Below are 21,344 nucleotides of genomic sequence, written 5' to 3' on the forward strand. Positions count from 1 at the left end.
CCCGCCGAAGGTCACGCCGGATGCAGGTCCGTTACCGAAAGTGATGCCCGATAAAGCTGACCCGCTGAAGGTCAAGCCGGATGCAGGTCCGTTGCCGAAGGTGATGCCGGACGCAAGTCCGTTCAGGGTCATCACGCCAACGCCTTTCACGCCGACACCGCGGCCCGAAGTAAATGTGACCAACGACTCAAATGCGCAGGTACACGTAGAAGTCAACATCAACCATTGCCCCTGCCCCGACACCGGTGTAATTCATGACAAAGCTGTACCACCACGTGTCACGATTACCCCGAGCGTCTTGCCGAACGTGCCACCTGTTAATCGCAAGATTGATACCCGCGTATTGCCGAACACTGACCTGCAGCATAAGCCGATCCCCTTCCATGTAGCGCCTCATTTCAAACATCCAGAAAATACTGTTCCAACGCCTGGGGTGAAGCCTGACCTTCCGCTGCCGTCCCCCGATCTGACCAGCCCTGCACCTGCTGAATACCCAACCAGCTTGAGGCGCCAGGGTTTCATCAACCGATCAAGGTCGGGCAATTGATTCGTTAATTCGCTTCTCAAAACCCTTTTATAAAAACACTACCTTCCCGGGCACTCATGCTCGGGGAGGTAGCTGTTCGTGGAGGTTGTGATGTCTTCTTGTCCGATTAATAACAGTGCACGCGTTATACCGGTGATTCCTGTCCAGCCATTGGAAAGTGTGAGGGCTGCCAACTACTTCGCCCCTCACAAAACAACAGCAGACGTTAGTTTTGTTCAGCACACCCCGACACTTCCCTGGAGTAGCCCTGTGAAAGCTGCGGGGGACGAAACAGGCGCAGTCAGTATGCTGATTGCATTGGTTAACTCGCTTTTTACGCAGTTGATGACGCTGGTTTCAGATAAGAAAGACAAGACTCTTCCGCTCGTCCCTCCGCAACCGCAAGTGCAACCACAGCCACAACCAAAGCCGCAACCACAAGTGCAACCACAAGTGATGCCACGTGTTCTGCCCGAGCCGGTTAAGCCTGGCTCCGCTGCAACCATTGCGGGCCTGTCGGACAAACGTAACGGCGCCAAGCCAGGCAATATCTGGAGCGGGTTCCGCCAGGGCCCTGACGGCAATTGCGTCACGGTCTCGGCGATAAAAGCGGCGATGCATAAATTTGGTCAAAGCCCGACCGACATCTACAAGGAAGTAAAAAAGGACGCCACTGGCTACCGAGTCACCATGCGCGATGACGTGGTTGTCACCCTCAGTGACCGCGAGTTAGTTGATGGCGCGCGGGGTGCCAAGTTTTACGGTGAGGACAAAGGCATGCTCAAGGATGCGCAGTTTCTGTTTGCGGTCAGCGCCAAGCGCGCGCAAATGGAAAATAATGACCGTACGGCAGGCAAAAGTTTCAGTGCGGCGATCCGTAGCTTGAATGATGGCGAAGATGAGTCCGGCCCAGGGGAAGGATTCAAACGCTTGGGGTTGCAAAAACACATGCGCAAGGTGTCTGTCCGTGACCTCGCCAACGGCATGGTGGGTATGTGCAATCGAACCCGACATTCGGTTGCGGTGATCAATGGGCACGAAGAGCTGTGGGGCAAGGAAGGCCGCGCACCGACCCGCGGCGACGCTATCGCTCTGGTCTGATATCGACGAATTTCAAAGGATAAAACCTGTATGAATATCTCAATAGTGAGCAGCCCGTGGCCGGTCGTGGCACCCCGACAAGCTGGGCTGGCACTGGACGGCAAAGGTGAGAAACCCGCAGACGTGGTCAATGGGTTTAACGTCCGCGAGCGTCGATTTGGCGAAGACTTTGACGGCAGTACCCACGCGGCTGTGATCAAAATGATGATGATGACCTTTGGCCAAAGCCCGGCGGATATGTTTGAGCACATCCAGCCTTCCGGCGATGGTTATGAAATCACCATGAAAGATGAGTTCAAGGTTCACGTGTCACATCAGGAGTTGCAGCTTGCCGCTCAGGCTTCGACATTCGCGGGCGATGATCACCGGTTGGTGGGGAGCGCCAACGTGGTCTTGGCTGCTTTCGTGAAGCGTCTGCAGAGCACCAAGGGCATTGCCAGTTTCGAGGCTGCCCTGACCAGTACCTTGCGCGGCGAGACCACATTGAGATGTTTGCAGGGCATGGGGGTATACGGTATGTCGCGGTTTGTGCCCTCAAGCGAGATGGTCGGTGCAGGCGAAGTCGGTGTGCTGGAAACTCATATTCGCGGCGGCGCGCTGGTGCTCGATGGCATCCGGCACCACAACGGTGAGCAGCGCAAGGTTGATCATCGCTATGGGTACAAGCTGTTCAATGACGCCTCGGCGTCGAGCCAGCGAGCGTCTTCCCGCCAGTCGTTCCACGTGCGGCCTGCGGACATCTGGAGCGGCTTTTATCAAGGCCTGGAAGGCAACTGCGTCACGGTGTCGGCGATCAAGGCTGCGATGATGCGGTTCGGGCAAAGCCCGGAGAGCATTTACAAGCATGTGAAGGCCACAGCCGACGGTTATGACGTGACGATGAGGGATGGTTTCAGCCTGCAGTTGACTCACGCCGAACTTAGTCTGGCTGAAGGCGCGTCCAACTTTCGCGGGAGTAACCAGGGTTTGCTAAACAACGCCAACTTTCTGTTCGCGGCGAGCGCCAAGCGTGCGCAAGCGGAGAACAATGATTTTCGCGGCAGCCAGAGTTTCGCGGTGGCCATGGAAACCTTGAATGACGGCGAATACCCAGGCCAAGCGCTGCGCAGGCTGGGCTTGAATGCCTATGTACGTGATTCAGATGCGCGCGAGCTGGCAAATGGCGCAATCGGAACGCTGGCTGACTATGGTCACTCGATGGCCGTTATCGACGGCGTGCTGGACTACTACGGCCAAAAGTTCACCTTGGCTTCATCGCACTGGATGAACTCCGGGCTTCGTGCCCTCAAGCTGGTGTGATCACACGCAGGCTTAGCCGAGCAACCGCCTGAACCCATCGATCGGCAACGGCCGGCTGTGCAAATAACCCTGGAACAAATGGCAGCCCAGCTTTTGCAGGAACGCCAGTTGCTCCGGGGTTTCCACGCCCTCGGCAATCACGTCCAGGTTCAGACTGCACGCCATGGCCACGATGGCGCGGATGATCTCCGCGTCGTTGGGGTCGTGGGTTGCGTCGCGCACAAACGATTGGTCGATCTTCAGCGCATCCACCGGCAGGCGCTTGAGGTAGGTCAGCGACGAGTAGCCTGTGCCGAAATCATCCATGGCAAAACTGACCCCGAGTTTTTTCAGTCGGCGCATCTTTGCCACTGTGTCATCGAGGTCCTGAATCACGATGCCCTCCGTGATCTCAAGTTTCAGTAGCCTGAAGGGCAGCTTATGCCGCTTGAGGCTGCGCGCCACGCGCTCTACAAAGTCATTTTGGCGAAACTGTCGGGGGCTGATATTCACGCACAAACTGAAATTCAACGGGTCCACCAACCCTTCGCCAATCAGTTGCGCAAAAGCGCCGCACGCTTCATCGAGAATCCACGTGCCGACTTCCAGGATCAGGCCGCTGTCCTCCAGCACCTTGATAAACTTGGCCGGTGACTGCGCGCCCAGTTGCGGGTGCTGCCAGCGCACCAAGGCTTCGGCACCGACGATGTGGTTGCCACGCGCATCCACTTGGGGTTGGTAATGCACGCTGAACTCACCACGGCCGAGTGCCAGGCGCAGGTCGGTCTCCATGCGCAGGCGCTCGCTGGCGGTTTTTTGCATGCTGTTGTGGAACATCTGCGTGGTGTTGCGCCCTGAGTCCTTGGCCCGATACAGGGCAATGTCGGCGCGCTTGAGCAGGTCAGCCGGTGTGCAGCCGTGATCGGGAATCAGCGCCACGCCAATGCTCGGCGTGACGTGCAAGCGGTGACCATCAAGGAACATCGGTTCCGACAGCAGCCGGCGCAACGTATCCGCCAGTTCCTGCACGTGGGCGCTGACGTGCGTGCGGGTACCTTGCAGGCCGCTGAGCAGTACCACAAATTCATCACCGCCCAGGCGCGCCACCGTGTCTTCCATGCGCACGCTGGCTTCCAGGCGCGCGGTGACGATTTTCAACACGGTGTCGCCCACCGGATGGCCGAGCGAATCGTTGATGTGCTTGAAGTGGTCAAGGTCGAGGAACAGCAACGCGCCGCGCAAGTCATGGCGCTTGAGCAGGGCGATCTGCTGGCTCAGGCGGTCCATCAGCAACGCGCGATTGGGCAGGTTGGTCAGCGGATCGTGATAAGCCAAGTGGCGAATCTGCGCCTGAGCGTTTTTCAGCAGGCTCACGTCCCGCGCGGTCAGTAGCAGGCACGGTGTTTCATTCAAGGTGATTGGTTCTACCGAAACTTCCACGGCCAGAACCTCACCGCGCTTGTTGTGCCAAAGCATTTCCAGATGCTGAATGCGGCCCTTGATCTGCAGTTCGGACAACAGCGCGGCGCGCTGGTTTTCATCGGCCCAGATACCGATCTGGTAAAGCGTCAGGCCAATCGCTTCTTCGGCGCGGTAGCCGGTCAGGCGGCAGAACCCATCGTTGACCTCCACGTAGCGGCCGGTGTCGCGCTCGGTGATGGAAATAGCGTCGGGGCTGGAGTGAAAGGCCTTGGCGAACTTTTCTTCGCTGGCCTTCAGCGCGGCCTCCGCGCGTTGCTGCTGGGTAATGTCGCGCAAGGTCGTGACGATGCAGGGTTGACCTTCAACCTTGATCAGCCGGCTGGAAATCACGCAGGTCAGGCGCTGGCCGTTCTTGTGATTCACCACGATGGCCACATTGCTCAACGCCTGCTCGCGAATCACCTGTTCAATATGCTGCAGGTGTTTGCTTGCCTCATCCTGCAGGTCGTTCTGCGCGTCGCGCCGGTTTATGACCTCGGCGGCCGTGAAGCCCAGGGTTTGGGTGAAGGCGGGGTTGATCTCGATAAACGCGCCGCTGTCCAGGCGGGTTACGCAGATCGGGTCGGGGCTGGCCTGGAACACACTGGCAAATTTTTCTTCCGAGGCGCTGAGCCGCTGCTCGCGCTCGATCTGGTCGGTGATGTCCAACAGGGTGCCGGCCATGCGCTGCGGCGCGCCGTGTTCATCCCGGTACAGGCGCGCGCGGCTTTCCAGGTAGCGCGAGGTGCCGTTTTCCAGTTGCACGCGGTAAGTCAGGTGGTAATTGCCGGCCTCGCCTTCGCGCAGGGTGCGATAAGCATCACGCAGGTTCTCGCGTTCTTCGTCAGGCATGCCCTCGAAAAAAGCCTCGAAGGATTCGTGAAACGGTTCCGGCGGCAGGCCGTGCAGTTGCGCGGCGCGGGCCGAGCCGTAAAGCATGCCGGTGGGTATGTGCCAGTCCCAAGTGCCCAGTTGCGCCGAGTGCAGGGCGAGGTCGAGGCGCTCCTGGCTGTCTTTGAGGGCGTGCTTGCGCTCGCGCTGATAAGTGGTTTCGCGGATCACACCCATCATGCGCGGCCGGCCGGCCTTGTCCGGCGCCAGGCTGCCACTGATCTCCAGCCAGTGATGCGTGCCATCCGGCCAGAGGATGTGATGGTGCATGGTCTGCTCGATCGGTTCGCCCGCCACCATCGCATCAAACGCGCGCACCACCCGGTCGCGGTCCGACGGCGCCAACAGGTCCAGGTAGTTGAGGTCTGTGGGTAAAGGCAGGCGCGGATCGAAGCCGAACAGCGCCTGTGTGCCCCGTGACCAGGTGACGCGGCCTGTGTCGATTTCCCAATACCAGGCGCCCAGTCGGGCAGCATCAAGGGCTGCCAGCAACTGCGGGGCGCTGTCCCAACTGTGTTCCGCGCCTTGTGGGTCAAGGGCGTGAACGCGGGGCAACGGTGGCGCGGAATCGACGGGGTTGCGCATTATCAACGGGCCTTCGCTCAATGGGCGTTCGGCGGGGTGTATTCAGACCTTTAGGCCGCACAGCTTCATGCCGGTATCCCTGGCATATCGACCTGTGCATCCAATAGGCTCATGAAGGCCCGCGCAGCATTCGACAGCGTCCTTTCGGTGTGCACTATATAGCCTAGCTGGCGACTGAGCTGTATGCCTGGCAAAGCGATGGTTGCCACGTGTTCATCCAGCATGGTGCGCGGCAATACGCTCCAGGCCAGGCCGATCGAAACCATCATCTTGATGGTTTCCAGGTAGTTGGTGCTCATCGCGATGTTTGGCGTCAGGCCCTGGGCTTCGAACAACCGGCTGACAATATGGTGGGTAAACGTGTTGCCGCCGGGGAAAACCGCCGGGTGCCGGGCAACGTCCGAAAGCTTCACCGCACCGTTGCCGGTCAAGCTGTGCTCCGGCGCTACCACAAAATCCAGCGGGTCATCCCACACCGGCGTCGCGCGTATCAGGTTGTGCGGAGTGGGTGCCAGCGTGATTACCGCCACTTCAGCGCGGCCATGCAGGATTTCTTCATAGGCCACCTCCGAATCGAGGAACTGAATGTCCAGCGCCACGTTAGGGTATTCCCGGGTAAAGGTGCGCAGGATCGGCGGCAAGCGGTGCAGGCCAATATGGTGGCTGGTGGCCAGGGTCAGCCGACCGCTGACTTCACCGGTGAGGTTGGTCAGCGCGCGGCGGGTGTCCTCCAGTACGTTCAGAATCTGATAGGCACGCGGCAGCAGCGCGCGCCCGGCCTCGGTCAAGCCGACTTCGCGGCCCAGCCGATCAAACAGGCGCACCTTGAGTTGCTGCTCCAGGCCGGCAATGCGCTTGCTGATCGCCGGTTGTGTCAGATACAGCCGTTCACCGGCGCCGGAGAAGCTGCCAGTCTCGGCGATGGCTATAAAGGCGTTGAGGTTGGCCAAGTCCATTGTGGTATTCCAGTTAGTAATCCAAAGCATAAAAAATATGAATTTGAGTTATTTAATGTAGCGCCATACCATCGGCCTCACAAGCCAAAGGGTTATTGAGCCGCTCAAGGCCCGGGGCATAGAAACACCGATGATGAGGACCAACCGATGGCCGGCAAAACGCTTTACGACAAGCTTTGGGATTCGCATGAAGTGAAACGGCGCGACGATGGTTCGTCGCTGATCTATATCGACCGTCACATCATCCATGAAGTGACCTCGCCTCAAGCGTTTGAAGGCCTGCGGCTGGCCGGGCGCAAGCCATGGCGCGTCGACTCGATCATCGCCACCCCGGACCACAACGTACCGACCACCCCGGAGCGCAAGGGCGGCATCGAAGCGATTGTCGACACCGTGTCGCGTTTGCAGGTGCAGACCCTCGATGACTATTGCGACGAATACGGCATTACCGAATTCAAGATGAATGACGTTCGCCAGGGCATCGTCCACGTGATCGGCCCGGAGCAGGGCGCCACCTTGCCTGGCATGACCGTGGTCTGCGGCGACTCCCACACCTCGACCCACGGCGCGTTCGGCGCGTTGGCGCACGGTATCGGCACCTCCGAGGTGGAACATGTGTTCGCCACGCAGTGCCTGGTCGCCAAGAAAATGAAGAACATGTTGGTGCGCGTCGAAGGCACCTTGCCGTTCGGCGTGACCGCCAAAGACATCGTGCTCGCGGTCATCGGCAAGATCGGCACGGCCGGCGGTAATGGCCATGCCATCGAGTTCGCTGGCAGCGCGATTCGCGACCTGTCCATCGAAGGCCGCATGACCATCTGCAACATGTCCATCGAAGCCGGTGCCCGTGTCGGCATGGTGGCGGCCGACGAAAAAACCGTTGAGTACGTCAAGGGCCGCCCATTTGCTCCGGCAGGCGCAGACTGGGACGCAGCGGTCGAAGCCTGGAAAGACCTGGTGTCCGACGCCGATGCGGTGTTCGACACCGTGGTTGAGCTCGACGCTACCCGGATCAAGCCACAAGTCAGCTGGGGCACCTCGCCGGAGATGGTCGTGGCGGTTGACCAGAACGTGCCGGACCCGGCCAAGGAAGCCGACCTGGTCAAGCGCGGCTCCATCGAGCGTGCCTTGAAATACATGGGGCTCAAAGCCAACCAGGCGATCACCGATATCCAGTTGGACCGTGTGTTCATCGGGTCCTGCACCAATTCGCGCATCGAAGACCTGCGTGCCGCCGCCGCGATCGCCAAGGGCCGCAAAGTCGCCTCGACCATCAAGCAAGCCATCGTGGTGCCAGGCTCGGGCCTGGTTAAAGCGCAGGCCGAAGCGGAAGGCCTGGACAAGATTTTCCTGGAAGCCGGTTTTGAATGGCGTGAGCCGGGTTGCTCGATGTGCCTTGCGATGAACCCGGACCGTTTGGAGTCGGGCGAGCATTGCGCGTCCACCTCCAACCGTAACTTCGAAGGGCGCCAGGGCAACGGCGGGCGTACCCACTTGGTCAGCCCGGCGATGGCCGCTGCGGCTGCCGTCAACGGTCGTTTCATCGACGTTCGCGAATTGATCTGAGGAAAACCCGATGAGAGCTTTCACCCAACACACCGGTTTGGTCGCGCCGTTGGACCGTGCCAACGTGGACACCGACCAGATCATCCCCAAGCAATTTTTGAAGTCGATCAAGCGCACCGGGTTCGGCCCTAACCTGTTCGATGAGTGGCGCTACCTGGACGTGGGCTACGCCTACCAGGACAACTCCAAGCGCCCGTTGAACAAGGATTTTGTGCTTAACGCCGAGCGCTACCAGGGCGCCAGCGTGTTACTTGCCCGTGAGAACTTCGGCTGCGGCTCCAGCCGTGAGCACGCGCCGTGGGCGCTGGAAGAATATGGCTTTCGCAGCATCATCGCGCCGAGCTACGCCGACATTTTCTTCAACAACAGCTTCAAGAACGGCTTGCTGCCGATCATCTTGAGCGACGCTGAAGTGGATGAGCTGTTCCAGCAAGTCGAGGCGGCTGTGGGCTACCAGTTGACCGTCGACCTGGTGGCGCAGACCGTGACCCGCCCGGACGGCAAGGTTTATCACTTTGAAGTCGACGCGTTCCGCAAGCACTGCCTGGTCAACGGCCTGGATGACATCGGCCTGACCCTGCAGGACGGCGACGCGATTGCGGCGTTTGAAGCCAAACACCGGGCGAGTCAGCCCTGGTTGTTTCGCGATGCTTGATTCTATGTAGGCAGGGCCGCCGCCATCGGGAGCAAGCCCCCTCCCACATTTGATTGCATTTCAACTGAAGAAATCGGATCAATTGTGGGAGGGGGCTTGCTCCCGATGAGGCCAGTGTTAACCACACAAAATCCAAGAGACTCACCATGACCAACACCGCCCACACCCAAGTCGTGCAAAAACAATTCGGCGAGCAAGCCTCGGCCTACCTGAGCAGCGCCGTGCACGCCCAAGGCACCGAATTCGCGCTGCTTCAGGCCGAACTGGCCGGGCAGGGCGCTGCACGGCTGCTGGATTTGGGTTGCGGGGCCGGCCATGTGAGCTTCAACGTGGCGCCACTGGTTAAAGAAGTCGTCGCCTACGACTTGTCCCAGCCGATGCTCGACGTGGTTGCCGCTGCAGCCGTAGACCGTGGCCTGAATAACATCCGCACGGTGCACGGCGCCGCCGAGCGTTTGCCGTTCGCCGCGGGCGAGTTCGACTTCGTGTTCAGCCGCTATTCGGCGCACCACTGGAGTGACCTCGGCCTGGCCCTGCGTGAAGTGCGCCGGGTGCTCAAACCGGGTGGCGTGGCGGCCTTCGTTGACGTCTTGTCACCGGGCAGCCCGCTGTTGGACACTTACCTGCAAACCGTCGAAGTGTTGCGCGACACCAGCCACGTGCGCGATTACTCCGCCGGCGAGTGGATGCGCCAACTCAGCGAAGCCGGGTTGCACGTACGTAACAGCAGTCGCCAGCGCCTGCGTTTGGAATACACCTCGTGGGTTGAGCGCATGCGCACGCCAGAGGTGTTGCGCGCTGCGATCCTGGCACTGCAACAGTCGATGGGCCAGGAGGTCCGCGATTATTTCGAGATTCAAGCCGACGGCACCTTCAGCACCGACGTGCTGGTGGTCTGGGCGGATTAATTTTTCCCGGCCTGCCCATGGGCGGGTCGCTTGATGAAATGAGGAACGCATGAGCAAGCAGATTCTGATTCTCCCTGGCGACGGTATTGGCCCGGAAATCATGGCCGAAGCGGTCAAAGTCCTGGAATTGGCCAACACCCAGTACAGCCTGGGCTTCGAACTGAGCCACGACGTGATCGGCGGCGCTGCCATCGACAAGCACGGCGTGCCGCTGGCCGACGAAACCCTGGAGCGTGCACGCGCGGCTGACGCGGTGTTGCTGGGCGCCGTGGGTGGCCCGAAATGGGACAAGATCGAACGCGACATTCGCCCGGAACGCGGCCTGTTGAAAATCCGCGCGCAGTTGGGCCTGTTCGGCAACCTGCGCCCGGCGATCCTCTACCCGCAACTGGCCGACGCTTCGAGCTTGAAGCCGGAAGTGGTGGCGGGCCTGGATATTCTGATTGTGCGTGAGCTGACCGGCGGTATCTATTTCGGCTCGCCGCGCGGCGTGCGTGAACTCGAAAACGGCGAGCGCCAGGCCTACGACACCCTGCCGTACAGCGAGAGCGAAATCCGCCGTATCGCGCGTGTCGGTTTCGACATGGCCCGCGTGCGCAGCAAAAAGGTCTGTTCGGTGGATAAAGCCAACGTGTTGGCCTCCAGCCAGCTGTGGCGCGAAATCGTCGAAGAAGTCGCCAAGGACTACCCGGACGTCGAGCTGAGCCACATGTACGTCGACAACGCCGCCATGCAACTGGTGCGCGCGCCCAAGCAGTTCGACGTGATCGTCACCGACAACCTGTTCGGCGACATTCTGTCCGACCAGGCCTCAATGCTCACCGGTTCTATCGGCATGCTGCCGTCGGCGTCGCTGGACACCCATAACAAGGGCATGTACGAGCCGTGCCACGGTTCGGCGCCGGACATCGCGGGCCAGGGCATTGCCAACCCGTTGGCGACCATCTTGTCGGTCTCGATGATGCTGCGTTACAGCTTCAACTTGAGTGACGCGGCGGATGCCATCGAGAAGGCCGTCAGCCTGGTTCTGGATCAGGGCCTGCGCACCGGTGACATTTGGTCACAAGGTTGCACCAAAGTCGGTACGCAAGAAATGGGCGACGCAGTAGTCGCCGCCCTGCGGAATCTGTAATCTCTCGGGCCCGCTTGCAGTTGTTGCTGCAAGGCGGCCCACTTTTTAACAAGGTGTAGTTGCGATGAAACGTGTAGGTCTGATCGGTTGGCGCGGTATGGTCGGTTCCGTGCTCATGCAGCGGATGCTGGAAGAGCAGGATTTCGATCTTATTGAGCCGGTGTTTTTCACCACGTCGAACGTGGGTGGCCAAGGGCCGTCCGTGGGCAAGGATATTGCCCCGCTCAAGGACGCCTACAGCATTGAAGAGCTGAAAACCCTCGACGTGATTTTGACCTGCCAGGGTGGCGACTACACCAGCGAAGTCTTCCCTAAACTGCGCGAAGCCGGCTGGCAGGGTTACTGGATCGACGCCGCCTCAAGCCTGCGCATGCAGGACGACGCGGTCATCATTCTCGACCCGGTTAACCGCAAGGTCATCGACCAGCAGCTGGACGCCGGCACCAAGAACTACGTCGGTGGCAACTGCACCGTCAGCCTGATGCTGATGGGCCTGGGTGGCTTGTTCGAAGCTGGCCTGGTCGAGTGGATGAGCGCGATGACTTATCAAGCCGCCTCCGGCGCCGGCGCGCAGAACATGCGCGAACTGATCAAGCAAATGGGCGCAACCCACGCTGCCGTTGCCGATCAACTGGCCGACCCGGCCAGTGCGATTCTCGACATCGACCGCCGCGTGGCCGAAGCCATGCGCAGTGATGCTTACCCGACCGAAAACTTCGGTGTGCCATTGGCGGGTAGCTTGATCCCCTGGATCGATAAGGAACTGCCGAACGGGCAAAGCCGTGAAGAGTGGAAGGCTCAGGCTGAGACCAACAAGATTCTGGGCCGCTTCAAGAACCCGATCCCGGTAGATGGCATTTGTGTGCGCATTGGCGCAATGCGTTGCCACAGCCAGGCGCTGACCATCAAGCTGAACAAAGATGTGCCGATCGCGGATATTGAAGGGCTGATCAGCCAGCACAACCCTTGGGTCAAGCTGGTGCCGAACAACCGTGATATCAGCATGCAGGAGCTTAGCCCTACCAAGGTGACGGGCACCCTGAATGTGCCGGTTGGGCGCCTGCGCAAGCTGAACATGGGCACGCAGTACCTGGGCGCGTTCACCGTAGGCGACCAACTGCTGTGGGGCGCGGCCGAACCGCTGCGTCGCATGCTGCGGATTTTGCTGGAGCGGTAATCGCTGCTGCTAATCAAGAACCCGCGTTCTGGTGACAGGCGCGGGTTTTTTGTTGCTCTTTAAGGCCTCATCGGGAGCAAGCCCCCTCCCACAATTCAAAGGTGCTCCCACATCCGAATGTGGGAGGGGGCTTGCTCCCGATGAGGCCATCAGCCCATCCAAAAAGCCAGGTTAATTGCCTCACCCCCAGCCACCCGGTAAAGTGCCGCTCCCCCCGCAATGCCCGAGGCAGCCAGCATGACCCAGACCTTTGATATCGCAGTGATCGGCGCCACCGGCACGGTTGGCGAAACCCTGGTGCAGATCCTCGAAGAGCTGGCATTCCCGGTTGGCACGCTGTACCTGCTGGCGGGCAACAACTCTGCCGGCGCCTCAGTGCCGTTTCGCGGCAAAAACGTGCGGGTTAAGGAAGTCGATGAATTTGACTTCAGCAAAGTGCAACTCGCGTTCTTCGCGGCCGGCCCGGCAGTGACCCTCAGTTTCGCTCCGCGCGCCACCGCCGCAGGCTGCTCGGTGATCGACCTTTCCGGTGCCTTGCCGCCCGAGCAGGCGCCCCAAGTGGTGCCGGAAGCCAACGCGCACATTCTGCAAGGCCTGAAAAAGCCCTTCCAGCTCGGCAGCCCAAGCCCGTCCGCGACCAACCTCGCGGTGGTCCTGGCACCGCTGCGCGGTTTGCTGGATATTCAGCGCGTCAGCGTCACCGCTAACCTGGCTGTATCGGCGCAAGGCCGTGAGGCTGTCAGTGAACTGGCCCGCCAAACCGCCGAGCTGCTGAATGTACGCCCACTGGAGCCCGCGTTCTTTGATCGGCAGATGGCTTTCAACCTGCTGGCACAAGTCGGCACGCCGGATGCCCAAGGTCATACAGCCCTGGAGAAGCGTCTCGTACACGAACTGCGTGCAGTGCTGGAAACTCCTTTGCTGAAGATTTCCGCGACCTGCGTTCAAGCGCCGGTGTTTTTTGGCGATAGCCTGACCGTGTCATTGCAGTTGGGTGCGGCGGTCGACCTTGCCGCCGTCAACCGTGCACTCGACGCTGCGCCGGGTATCGAGCGGGTGGAGGAGGGCGACTACCCCACCGCCGTGGGTGATGCGGTTGGCCAGGATGTGGTCTATGTCGGCAGAGTGCGTGCGGGTGTGGACGACCCGGCGGAACTAAATCTATGGCTGACGTCAGATAACGTACGCAAAGGTGCAGCACTGAATGCCGTGCAATTGGCGCAGTTGTTGATAAAAGGCCTTGCGTAAAAGATACTTGGGTGCAATTTGTAGATTGATTCTAGCCAAGCGCTATGCTTGGCCCTAAGCGGAACAGAAGCGCGTCGGTAACCTATCGGCTCGCCATGCCTTATGGCAGCGGTTACCAACCTTCTCGCAGGCCGGGGAGTGTTCACACAAAGGATGAGGCTATGGTTCAAGTTCGCAAACTGGTGTTAGCAATAGCGGCCGCCTCGGCGCTGACCTCCGGTATGGCGCAGGCGCTGCAACTTGGGGAGATGACCCTCAAGTCGAAGTTGAACCAGCCACTGTCGGTGGAAATTGAATTGCTCGATGTCGGTGGCCTCACTGCTTCCGAAATCACCCCGAGCCTGGCATCCGAACAAGCGTTCGTGAATGCAGGCGTGGATCGCCAAGCGTTTCTCAATGACCTGACGTTCACCCCGGTGGTCAACCCCAACGGTCGCAGCGTGGTGCGCGTCACCTCCAGCAAGCCGTTGCCTGATTCCTACGTACGCTTCCTGCTGCAAGTGCAGTGGCCCAATGGCCGTCTGATGCGCGACTACAGTGTGCTGCTCGACCCGGCCAAGTTCGAACAGACGGCGCCGACTGCCGGCGCGCCCGCCCCACGCTTGAGTGCACCGGGCAATACCGCACCCACGGCTACTGTACCGGCCAATAACGCACCGAACATCAGCAAATCCGCCCGCCACACCACGACTTCTCGCGACACTTTGTGGGAAATTGCCGCGAAGAACCGTAATGGCGCCTCGGTCCAGCAAACCATGCTGGCCATCCAGGCGCTGAACCCGGACGCCTTTATCGACGGCAATATCAACCGCCTGAAAACCGGCCAGGTCCTGCGTCTGCCGGATCGCGTGCAAGCGAGCAGCCTGCCACAGCCCGAAGCGATTGCCGAAGTGAGCAAGCAAAACGCGGCTTGGCGCGAAGGTCGTCGTACCGCCAGCAATCAAGCCCTGGGCAAGCAGCAACTGGACGCCACCCGGCGTACCGAGGCGGGCAACGCGCCGTCGAGCACCACTGCCAAGGACAACTTGAGCCTGGTTTCGGCCGAAGCCGCCAAAAAAGGCGCGCAGGGAGCGGCCGGTGATGGCCGCGCGTTGAGCGACAAGCTGGCGATGACCCAGGAAGAGCTGGACACCACGCGCCGTGATAACGCTGAGCTGAAAAGCCGTGCGGCTGACTTGCAAAGCCAACTGGATAAGTTGCAAAAGCTGATCCAGCTAAAAAACGATCAGTTGGCCAGGTTGCAGGCTGACCCGGCGGCGCAGGCGACTGCGGCGATGCCTGCTCAGTTGGCCGCTGAGCCTGCCGCAACTCCCGCGGACTCGGATGCGGCGCTCGACGATGCTGCTGCTGCCCAGGATGCTGCGTCGACAGCCGCAGTGCCTGAACCCGCGCCTGCACCCGAGGCCATCCAGCCGGCTGCCGAACCTGCCAGCACCGAAGGCAAATTCAATGAGCTGCTGACCAACCCGATCGTGCTCGGCGTGATCGGCGGTGCGGCGGGTTTACTGGTGTTGTTGCTCCTGCTGTTATGGGCGCGTCATCGTAATGCCCGTCTCGAAGAAGAAAAACACCTGCGTATGGCGCGGGCACTGGCCGAAGAGTCGGCGTTCACGTCGAGTGTCGATCACGACCTGCCACCTGACAGTTTCGAAGGCTTGGAGGTTGCGCCGCCGAGCGTCAAGTTGGCGGCTGCCGCGCCAGCTCCGGCGCCGGTGGTTGACCCGGTCGTGGTGCCGACGGTTGCTTCCGTGCTCGCGCCGTTGGCCGTTGCGGTGGCCCCGGCCAATTCCAACGATGCACTGGCGCAGGCTCAATCGCATATCGACCGCGGCCACTTGAACCAGGCCGCTGATATGTTGGAGCAGGCGATCAAGCGCGAACCCAAGCGCAGCGACCTGCGCTTGAAGTTGATGGAAGTGTATGGCCTGCAAAGCGACAAGGACGGCTTTGTCACCCAAGAGCGTCAACTGGTGGCCAATGGTGAAAACCATGCCCAGGTCGAGCAGCTCAAGAACCGCTTTCCCGCCATGGCTGTGGTAGCGGCGGGTGTCAGCGCGGCAGTCGCCGCCGCGGCGCTGGACGCTCAATACGTGAAGAATTTGCTTGAAGACAAGCCCGCGCCACCCGCCGCGGAGCCTGACGCATTCGACACTGATTTCGACCTGAGCCTGGACGATTTGGAAGCGGCATCGCCTGCGGTGGTTCGCCCGGAAGACGCGCCGAGCTTTGAGTCGCTGCTCAAAAGCCAGACTGAAGCCAAGGCCGCCCCGGATGATCTGTCCGACTTTGACCTTGACCTGCAACTGGAGTCGCCGGCTTCCGCACCGTCGGACGATGACTTTCTGTCGGGCCTCGAAGACCAGATGAAGGACGTGCCGGCGGTTGAACCTCCAACCCTGACGCCTGCCGCGCTCGACGATTTTGACCTGCCGGAAGACTTTGACCTGTCGCTGGCCGATGAGCCGGCCGCTGCGGCCAAACCCGATGCCTTTGCTTCAGAGCTTGATGATGTCAACGCCGAGCTGGATCGCTTGTCGCAGAGCCTGGAGCATCCGCGCATCGAACCTACGTTCACCGCTGACGATGCGGCGTTGGGAGATGATGAGCCGGAATTCGACTTCCTTTCCGGCACCGATGAAGTTGCCACCAAGCTCGACCTGGCCCAGGCCTACATCGACATGGGGGATGCGGACGGTGCGCGCGACATCCTGTCCGAAGTGCTGACCGAAGGTGATGAAACCCAGCGCGGCGAAGCCAAGGAAATGCTCGGTAAAATTTAAACTGCGGCGCAAATCCACTGTGGCAGCGGGCTTGCTCGCGATGCGTAAGGTCAGTCGAGGCATAACTTGACTGGCACTGCGCCATCGCGAGCAAGCCCGTTTGCGCATTAGCGCTTCATTTGGCCTGCAACAAAAGCGCCGCTCTCACGTCCATCGCCTTATAATGGCCGCCTTTGCGCAACTCATCAGGCTCTCAGTTCTTGGCAAATATAGATAACGCGGCCGCCGAAATGGCGGCCGCAGGCTTTAACCGCATCGCCTTGGGCGTTGAATATAAAGGCTCGCGCTATTGCGGGTGGCAGCGCCAGGCTTCAGGCGTGCTGACGGTTCAGGAAACCCTGGAAAAGGCCTTGTCGAAGGTCGCCGACTCGCCCGTCTCGCTGATGTGCGCCGGGCGTACCGACGCCGGTGTGCACGCCTGTGGCCAGGTGGTGCACTTTGACACTCAGGCCGAACGCAGCATGAAAGCGTGGGTAATGGGCGCCAATATCAATTTGCCGCATGACGTAAGCGTCAGTTGGGCCAAGGTCATGCCCGCGCATTTTCATGCGCGCTTCAAGGCCATCGCGCGGCGTTACCGCTACGTGATCTATAACGATCAGATCCGCCCGGCGCACCTCAATCAGGAAATCACCTGGAACCATCGCCCGCTGGACGCCGAGCGCATGGCCGAGGCCGCGCAACAGTTGGTCGGTGTGCATGACTTCAGCGCCTTCCGTGCCGGCCAGTGCCAGGCCAAGTCGCCGATCAAGCAAGTGCATCACCTGCGCGTGTCGCGCCACGGCAAGATGATCGTGCTGGATATTCGTGCCGGTTCCTTCCTGCACCATATGGTGCGCAACATTGCCGGCGTGCTGATGACCATCGGCACCGGCGAGCGCCCGGTGGAATGGGCCAGGGAAGTACTCGAAAGTCGTGTGCGCCGCACGGGCGGGGTCACGGCACATCCCTTCGGACTGTACCTGGTGAATGTGGAGTACCACGACGAGTTCCAATTGCCGGATCGTTTCATCGGGCCACACTTCCTCACAGGTTTCAGCGAACTTGGCGGCTGACGCCCGGAAAAGCTTTTGTTACCATCCGGGACTTTCCCGGCTTAATCCCTGAGGTTTCTACGACATGTCCGCCGTTCGCAGCAAGATTTGCGGGATCACCCGCATAGAAGACGCGCTGGCGGCAGTCGAGGCGGGCGCGGACGCGATTGGTTTGGTGTTTTATGCCAAGAGCCCGCGAGCGGTGAATGTGCTGCAGGCGCGCGCGATCATCGCTGCGCTGCCGCCGTTCGTAACCACCGTTGGCTTGTTCGTCAACGCCAGCCGCTGCGAACTCAATGAAACCCTGGATGCCGTACCACTCGACCTGCTGCAATTTCATGGCGATGAAAGCCCTGAGGAGTGCGAGAGTTACCAGCGCCCGTATATCAAGGCGCTGCGCGTCAAGGCGGGGGATGACATCGCCGCGGCGTGTGCCGCCTATGCCGGTGCTCGCGGGGTGCTGTTGGACACCTATGTCGAGGGCGTGCCGGGCGGTACCGGCGAGGCCTTCGACTGGGCGCTGATTCCTGAGGGCTTGCGCTTGCCGATTATCCTCGCCGGTGGGCTTACCCCGGCCAATGTCGCGGCAGCCATCGAACAGGTGCGGCCGTACGCGGTGGATGTCAGCGGCGGGGTAGAGCAGGGCAAAGGTATCAAGGACCACCACAAGATTCGCGCGTTCATGCAGGCCGTGCGCAACAGCAGTGGCGCGATGTGACGGCTGGCAGTCTGCCGCCGTCCATAACTACCACTGTGTAAAACAGCACCGGCGCCACCTGTGGGAGGCCCGGAAATGAAGTGGCAACCCTGCGCTGGCAGGTTGTCTGGAAGGCTGAGGATACAGGCAGGAAATGGCCGGTCGAACGTCTGACCCCGTCCAGCCTGTGTCATCGCCACATATGAATTTAGCTCAAGGGCATACGCGGGGCTGTGTTCAAGCCACCGGTACTGGAGAAAGAAAGCATGAGCAACTGGTTAGTAGACAAACTGATCCCTTCGATCATGCGTTCCGAGGTGAAGAAAAGCTCGGTTCCTGAAGGTCTGTGGCACAAGTGCCCATCCTGCGAGGCGGTGCTCTACCGCCCTGAGCTGGAAAAGACCCTGGACGTTTGCCCCAAGTGCAACCACCACATGCGTATCGGCGCCCGCGCCCGCATCGACATCTTCCTGGATGCCGATGGCCGTAACGAGCTGGGCGCTGACCTGGAGCCGGTTGACCGTCTCAAGTTCCGCGACGGCAAGAAGTACAAGGACCGCCTGACCGCCGCGCAGAAGCAAACCGGCGAAAAAGACGCGCTGATCTCCGTCAGCGGCAAGCTGCTGGGCATGCCGGTGGTGGTTTCCGCCTTTGAGTTCTCGTTCATGGGCGGCTCCATGGGCGCCATCGTCGGTGAGCGTTTTGTACGTGCCGCCAACTACGCGCTGGAAAACCGTTGCCCGATGATCTGCTTCGCCGCCTCCGGTGGCGCGCGTATGCAGGAAGCGCTGATTTCCCTGATGCAAATGGCCAAGACCTCCGCGGTATTGGCGCGTCTGCGCGAAGAAGGCATTCCGTTCATTTCCGTACTGACCGACCCGGTCTACGGCGGCGTTTCCGCCAGCCTGGCGATGCTGGGTGACGTGATCGTCGGCGAGCCCAAGGCGTTGATCGGCTTTGCCGGCCCGCGCGTGATCGAGCAAACAGTTCGCGAAAAACTGCCGGAAGGTTTCCAGCGCAGCGAGTTCCTGCTGGAGCACGGCGCAATCGACATGATTATTGCGCGTGGCGAGTTGCGCCCGCGCTTGGGTAGCCTGCTGGCGCAGATGATGGGCCTGCCGACGCCGGTGTACGTCGCGCCTAAAATCGAGCCAATCGTTGTGCCGCCGGTGCCTGCAAACCTATGACCCAGCGAACCCTGGGCGAATGGCTCGCTTACCTTGAGCAGTTGCATCCGTCAGCCATCGACATGGGCCTGGAGCGCTCGCAACAGGTAGCGGCCCGCCTTGGGTTGGGCCGACCGGCGCCGCGCGTGATCACGGTGACCGGCACCAACGGCAAAGGCTCGACCTGTGCCTTTGTGGCGGCGCTGCTGCAAGCCCAAGGGCTGACGGTTGGCGTGTACAGCTCGCCGCACTTGCTGCGTTACAACGAGCGGGTGCAGCTCAATGGCGTCGAAGCCACTGACGAGCAGCTGTGCGAAGCCTTCGCCGCACTGGATGCGGGGCGAGGCGAAATTTCCCTGACTTACTTCGAAATGGGCACCTTGGCGGCTTTTTGGCTGTTCGAGCGCGCGCAATTGGACGTGGTCGTCCTCGAAGTCGGTTTGGGTGGGCGCCTGGACACGGTCAACGTGGTGGACGCCGACCTGGCGCTGATCACCAGCATCGGCATCGATCATGCCGATTATCTGGGCAATACGCGTGAGTCCGTCGCGTATGAAAAAGCCGGGATCTTGCGCCAGGGCAAGCCTGCGCTGTGTGGTGACCTGGACCCGCCGCAACCGTTGCTCGACAAGGTGCGCGAACTCGATTGTGCGTTTTACCTGCGCGGGCGCGAATTCACGCTCGACATCGGCGACCGGCATTGGCAGTGGCGCGGGCGTGATGCACGCGGCGACGTTGTCGAGCTGTGTGATTTACCGCTGCTGAACTTGCCGATGGAAAACGCCGCGCTCGCGTTGCAAGCCTATTTGCTGTTGGACCTGCCGTGGCGTCCCGAGCAGATTGCCGCCACCTTGCTGGCGACTCGTGTGGTGGGCCGCCTGGACCGTCGCGTGTTCGACTGGCAAGGCAAACGCTTGAACCTGCTGCTGGATGTGGGGCATAACCCGCATGCTGCCGAGTACCTGGCGCAGCGCCTGTCGCGTGCGGCGCCGGTCGGGCGCCGCCTTGCGGTGTTCGGGCTGCTCGCCGACAAGGACCTGGACGGCGTGGTTGCGCCGCTGCTGGGCAATGTGCAGGCCTGGGCGGTGGCGCCACTGGATACGCCGCGCAGCCGCCCGGCCGCCGAGTTGCACCTGGCCTTGCAGAACCTTGGGGCGTCGGTGGCGTCGTATGCAAGCGTCACTGATGCCCTTGAGGCGCAGTGCGCAGTGGCCACGCCTGACGACGAGATTCTGTTGTTCGGATCATTTTATTGTGTTGCCGAGGCGCTAGAGTGGCTGACCCGGCGCTCCACGAAGGAAGCTGCACATGGCATTACTTGATAGCGCATACAAGCAGCGAATGGTTGGAGCCCTGGTGTTGGTGGCGCTGGCGGTGATTTTTCTGCCCATGCTGTTTTCCCGGCAGGACGAACAACGCCAAGTGGTGGTAGACGCTCCGGCGGCACCGCAAATGCCGGTGGTGCCCCAGGTTCAAGTGGAACCTGTGGTCGTGCCCGAGCCGCAGGCGTTGCCGCAAGAACCCGTGCCGAGCGAAGATGAAGTCGCTGCGCCAGCAGCCCCTTCGATGCCGGTGCAGCCGAGTGTGCCGGTGGTCAAGCCTGCTCCGGCGCCGGCTGTTGCCGCCAAACCTGCGGCGCCTGCGCCAGCGCCCAAGCCGGTGGCGCCGCAACCTGCCGCGCCGGGTAAACCGGATGTGGGGCAAAGCCGTATCGACCCCAATGGCCTGCCGATCAGTTGGTCGATCCAGCTCGCCAGTTTGGCCAGCCGTGAAAGCGCCGACGCCTTGCAGAAAAAACTGCGCGCTCAAGGCTATAACGCCTATATCCGCAGTGCAGATGGCAAGAATCGGGTGTTTATCGGGCCGCTGATCGAGCGCGCCGAGGCGGATCGCCTTCGGGACTTGTTGGGTCGCCAGCAGAACCTCAACGGTTTTGTGGTGCGCTTCCAGCCTGAGCGCGGCTGATTCCGCCTCGGTCTCAGCGTGGGGTGCAGTCAACTGTGGGAGGGGGCTTGCTCCCGATGGCAATGTGTCAGTCAGCCTGTCTATCGCTGACAGGCCGCTATCGGGAACAAGCCCCCTCCCGCATTAACTCGCTGCAACCGATTGATTTTGCAAAGCACCCACAAACACAGCTTACCGACAGCCCGACGCTCTGCTAAAATGCGCCGCCTTATCCGACC

At 60.9% G+C, this 21,344-nt stretch carries 16 protein-coding genes and 1 pseudogene; 15 read left to right on the top strand and 2 right to left on the bottom strand.

Going from position 1 to position 21,344, the window contains the following annotated elements:
- The 3 genes and pseudogenes from AO240_RS14290 to AO240_RS14300 all read left to right on the top strand — a co-directional run.
- A pseudogene (locus tag AO240_RS14290) lies at positions 1–547 on the top strand (hypothetical protein); the annotation flags it as partial.
- 90 nt (positions 548–637) lie between these two features.
- Positions 638–1,627 carry a hypothetical protein gene (locus AO240_RS14295; RefSeq protein WP_177445825.1) on the top strand — a complete coding sequence of 330 codons (990 nt, stop codon included), beginning with the start codon at positions 638–640 and terminating at the stop codon, positions 1,625–1,627.
- A gap of 30 nt (positions 1,628–1,657) precedes the next feature.
- Positions 1,658–2,926, top strand: coding sequence for a hypothetical protein (locus AO240_RS14300; RefSeq protein ID WP_099237019.1), 1,269 nt, complete (start codon positions 1,658–1,660; stop codon positions 2,924–2,926).
- A 12-nt stretch (positions 2,927–2,938) separates the two neighbouring features.
- Here AO240_RS14300 and AO240_RS14305 read toward each other — a convergent pair whose 3' ends face one another.
- On the bottom strand, positions 2,939–5,842 hold the full coding sequence (locus tag AO240_RS14305; RefSeq protein ID WP_099237020.1) for a GGDEF domain-containing phosphodiesterase: 2,904 nt from the start codon (positions 5,840–5,842) through the stop codon (positions 2,939–2,941).
- A gap of 65 nt (positions 5,843–5,907) precedes the next feature.
- Positions 5,908–6,798 (bottom strand): LysR family transcriptional regulator, encoded by an 891-nt coding sequence (locus tag AO240_RS14310; RefSeq protein ID WP_099237021.1) that lies wholly within the window; start codon positions 6,796–6,798, stop codon positions 5,908–5,910.
- 147 nt (positions 6,799–6,945) lie between these two features.
- On the opposite strand from AO240_RS14310, the gene leuC reads away from it, so the two are divergent.
- The 12 genes from leuC to AO240_RS14370 all read left to right on the top strand — a co-directional run bounded on the left by leuC (position 6,946) and on the right by AO240_RS14370 (position 21,126).
- Positions 6,946–8,364 (top strand): 3-isopropylmalate dehydratase large subunit, encoded by a 1,419-nt coding sequence (leuC, locus tag AO240_RS14315; protein ID WP_099237022.1) that lies wholly within the window; start codon positions 6,946–6,948, stop codon positions 8,362–8,364.
- Positions 8,365–8,374: 10 nt separating this feature from the next.
- On the top strand, positions 8,375–9,019 hold the full coding sequence (gene leuD, locus AO240_RS14320) for a 3-isopropylmalate dehydratase small subunit (RefSeq protein WP_099237023.1): 645 nt from the start codon (positions 8,375–8,377) through the stop codon (positions 9,017–9,019).
- A 146-nt stretch (positions 9,020–9,165) separates the two neighbouring features.
- Positions 9,166–9,927 (top strand): class I SAM-dependent methyltransferase, encoded by a 762-nt coding sequence (locus tag AO240_RS14325; RefSeq protein ID WP_099237024.1) that lies wholly within the window; start codon positions 9,166–9,168, stop codon positions 9,925–9,927.
- Positions 9,928–9,976: 49 nt separating this feature from the next.
- Positions 9,977–11,059, top strand: a complete 1,083-nt coding sequence (leuB, locus tag AO240_RS14330) for a 3-isopropylmalate dehydrogenase (RefSeq protein WP_099237025.1) — start codon at positions 9,977–9,979, stop codon at positions 11,057–11,059.
- Positions 11,060–11,123: 64 nt separating this feature from the next.
- Positions 11,124–12,236, top strand: coding sequence for an aspartate-semialdehyde dehydrogenase (gene asd / locus AO240_RS14335; protein WP_058412147.1), 1,113 nt, complete (start codon positions 11,124–11,126; stop codon positions 12,234–12,236).
- A gap of 237 nt (positions 12,237–12,473) precedes the next feature.
- Complete coding sequence (locus tag AO240_RS14340; RefSeq protein ID WP_099237026.1) at positions 12,474–13,484, top strand: aspartate-semialdehyde dehydrogenase; 1,011 nt, start codon at positions 12,474–12,476, stop codon at positions 13,482–13,484.
- 161 nt (positions 13,485–13,645) lie between these two features.
- The gene (locus tag AO240_RS14345; protein ID WP_099237027.1) at positions 13,646–16,264 is read left to right on the top strand and encodes a FimV/HubP family polar landmark protein; all 2,619 of its coding nucleotides are present in this window, start codon (positions 13,646–13,648) and stop codon (positions 16,262–16,264) included.
- Positions 16,265–16,494: 230 nt separating this feature from the next.
- The gene (truA, locus tag AO240_RS14350; protein ID WP_099237028.1) at positions 16,495–17,319 is read left to right on the top strand and encodes a tRNA pseudouridine(38-40) synthase TruA; all 825 of its coding nucleotides are present in this window, start codon (positions 16,495–16,497) and stop codon (positions 17,317–17,319) included.
- A gap of 64 nt (positions 17,320–17,383) precedes the next feature.
- Complete coding sequence (locus tag AO240_RS14355; protein ID WP_099237029.1) at positions 17,384–18,016, top strand: phosphoribosylanthranilate isomerase; 633 nt, start codon at positions 17,384–17,386, stop codon at positions 18,014–18,016.
- 245 nt (positions 18,017–18,261) lie between these two features.
- The gene (gene accD, locus AO240_RS14360) at positions 18,262–19,182 is read left to right on the top strand and encodes an acetyl-CoA carboxylase, carboxyltransferase subunit beta (RefSeq protein ID WP_099237030.1); all 921 of its coding nucleotides are present in this window, start codon (positions 18,262–18,264) and stop codon (positions 19,180–19,182) included.
- On the top strand, positions 19,179–20,483 hold the full coding sequence (folC, locus tag AO240_RS14365; RefSeq protein ID WP_099237031.1) for a bifunctional tetrahydrofolate synthase/dihydrofolate synthase: 1,305 nt from the start codon (positions 19,179–19,181) through the stop codon (positions 20,481–20,483). The genes accD and folC overlap by 4 nt, the downstream gene beginning before the upstream one ends.
- Complete coding sequence (locus AO240_RS14370; RefSeq protein ID WP_099237032.1) at positions 20,470–21,126, top strand: SPOR domain-containing protein; 657 nt, start codon at positions 20,470–20,472, stop codon at positions 21,124–21,126. The genes folC and AO240_RS14370 overlap by 14 nt, the downstream gene beginning before the upstream one ends.
- Positions 21,127–21,344 lie beyond the last annotated feature (218 nt).

The organism is Pseudomonas sp. ICMP 460 (assembly GCF_002723595.1).
GTDB classification, from domain to species: Bacteria; Pseudomonadota; Gammaproteobacteria; order Pseudomonadales; family Pseudomonadaceae; genus Aquipseudomonas; species Aquipseudomonas kitaguniensis.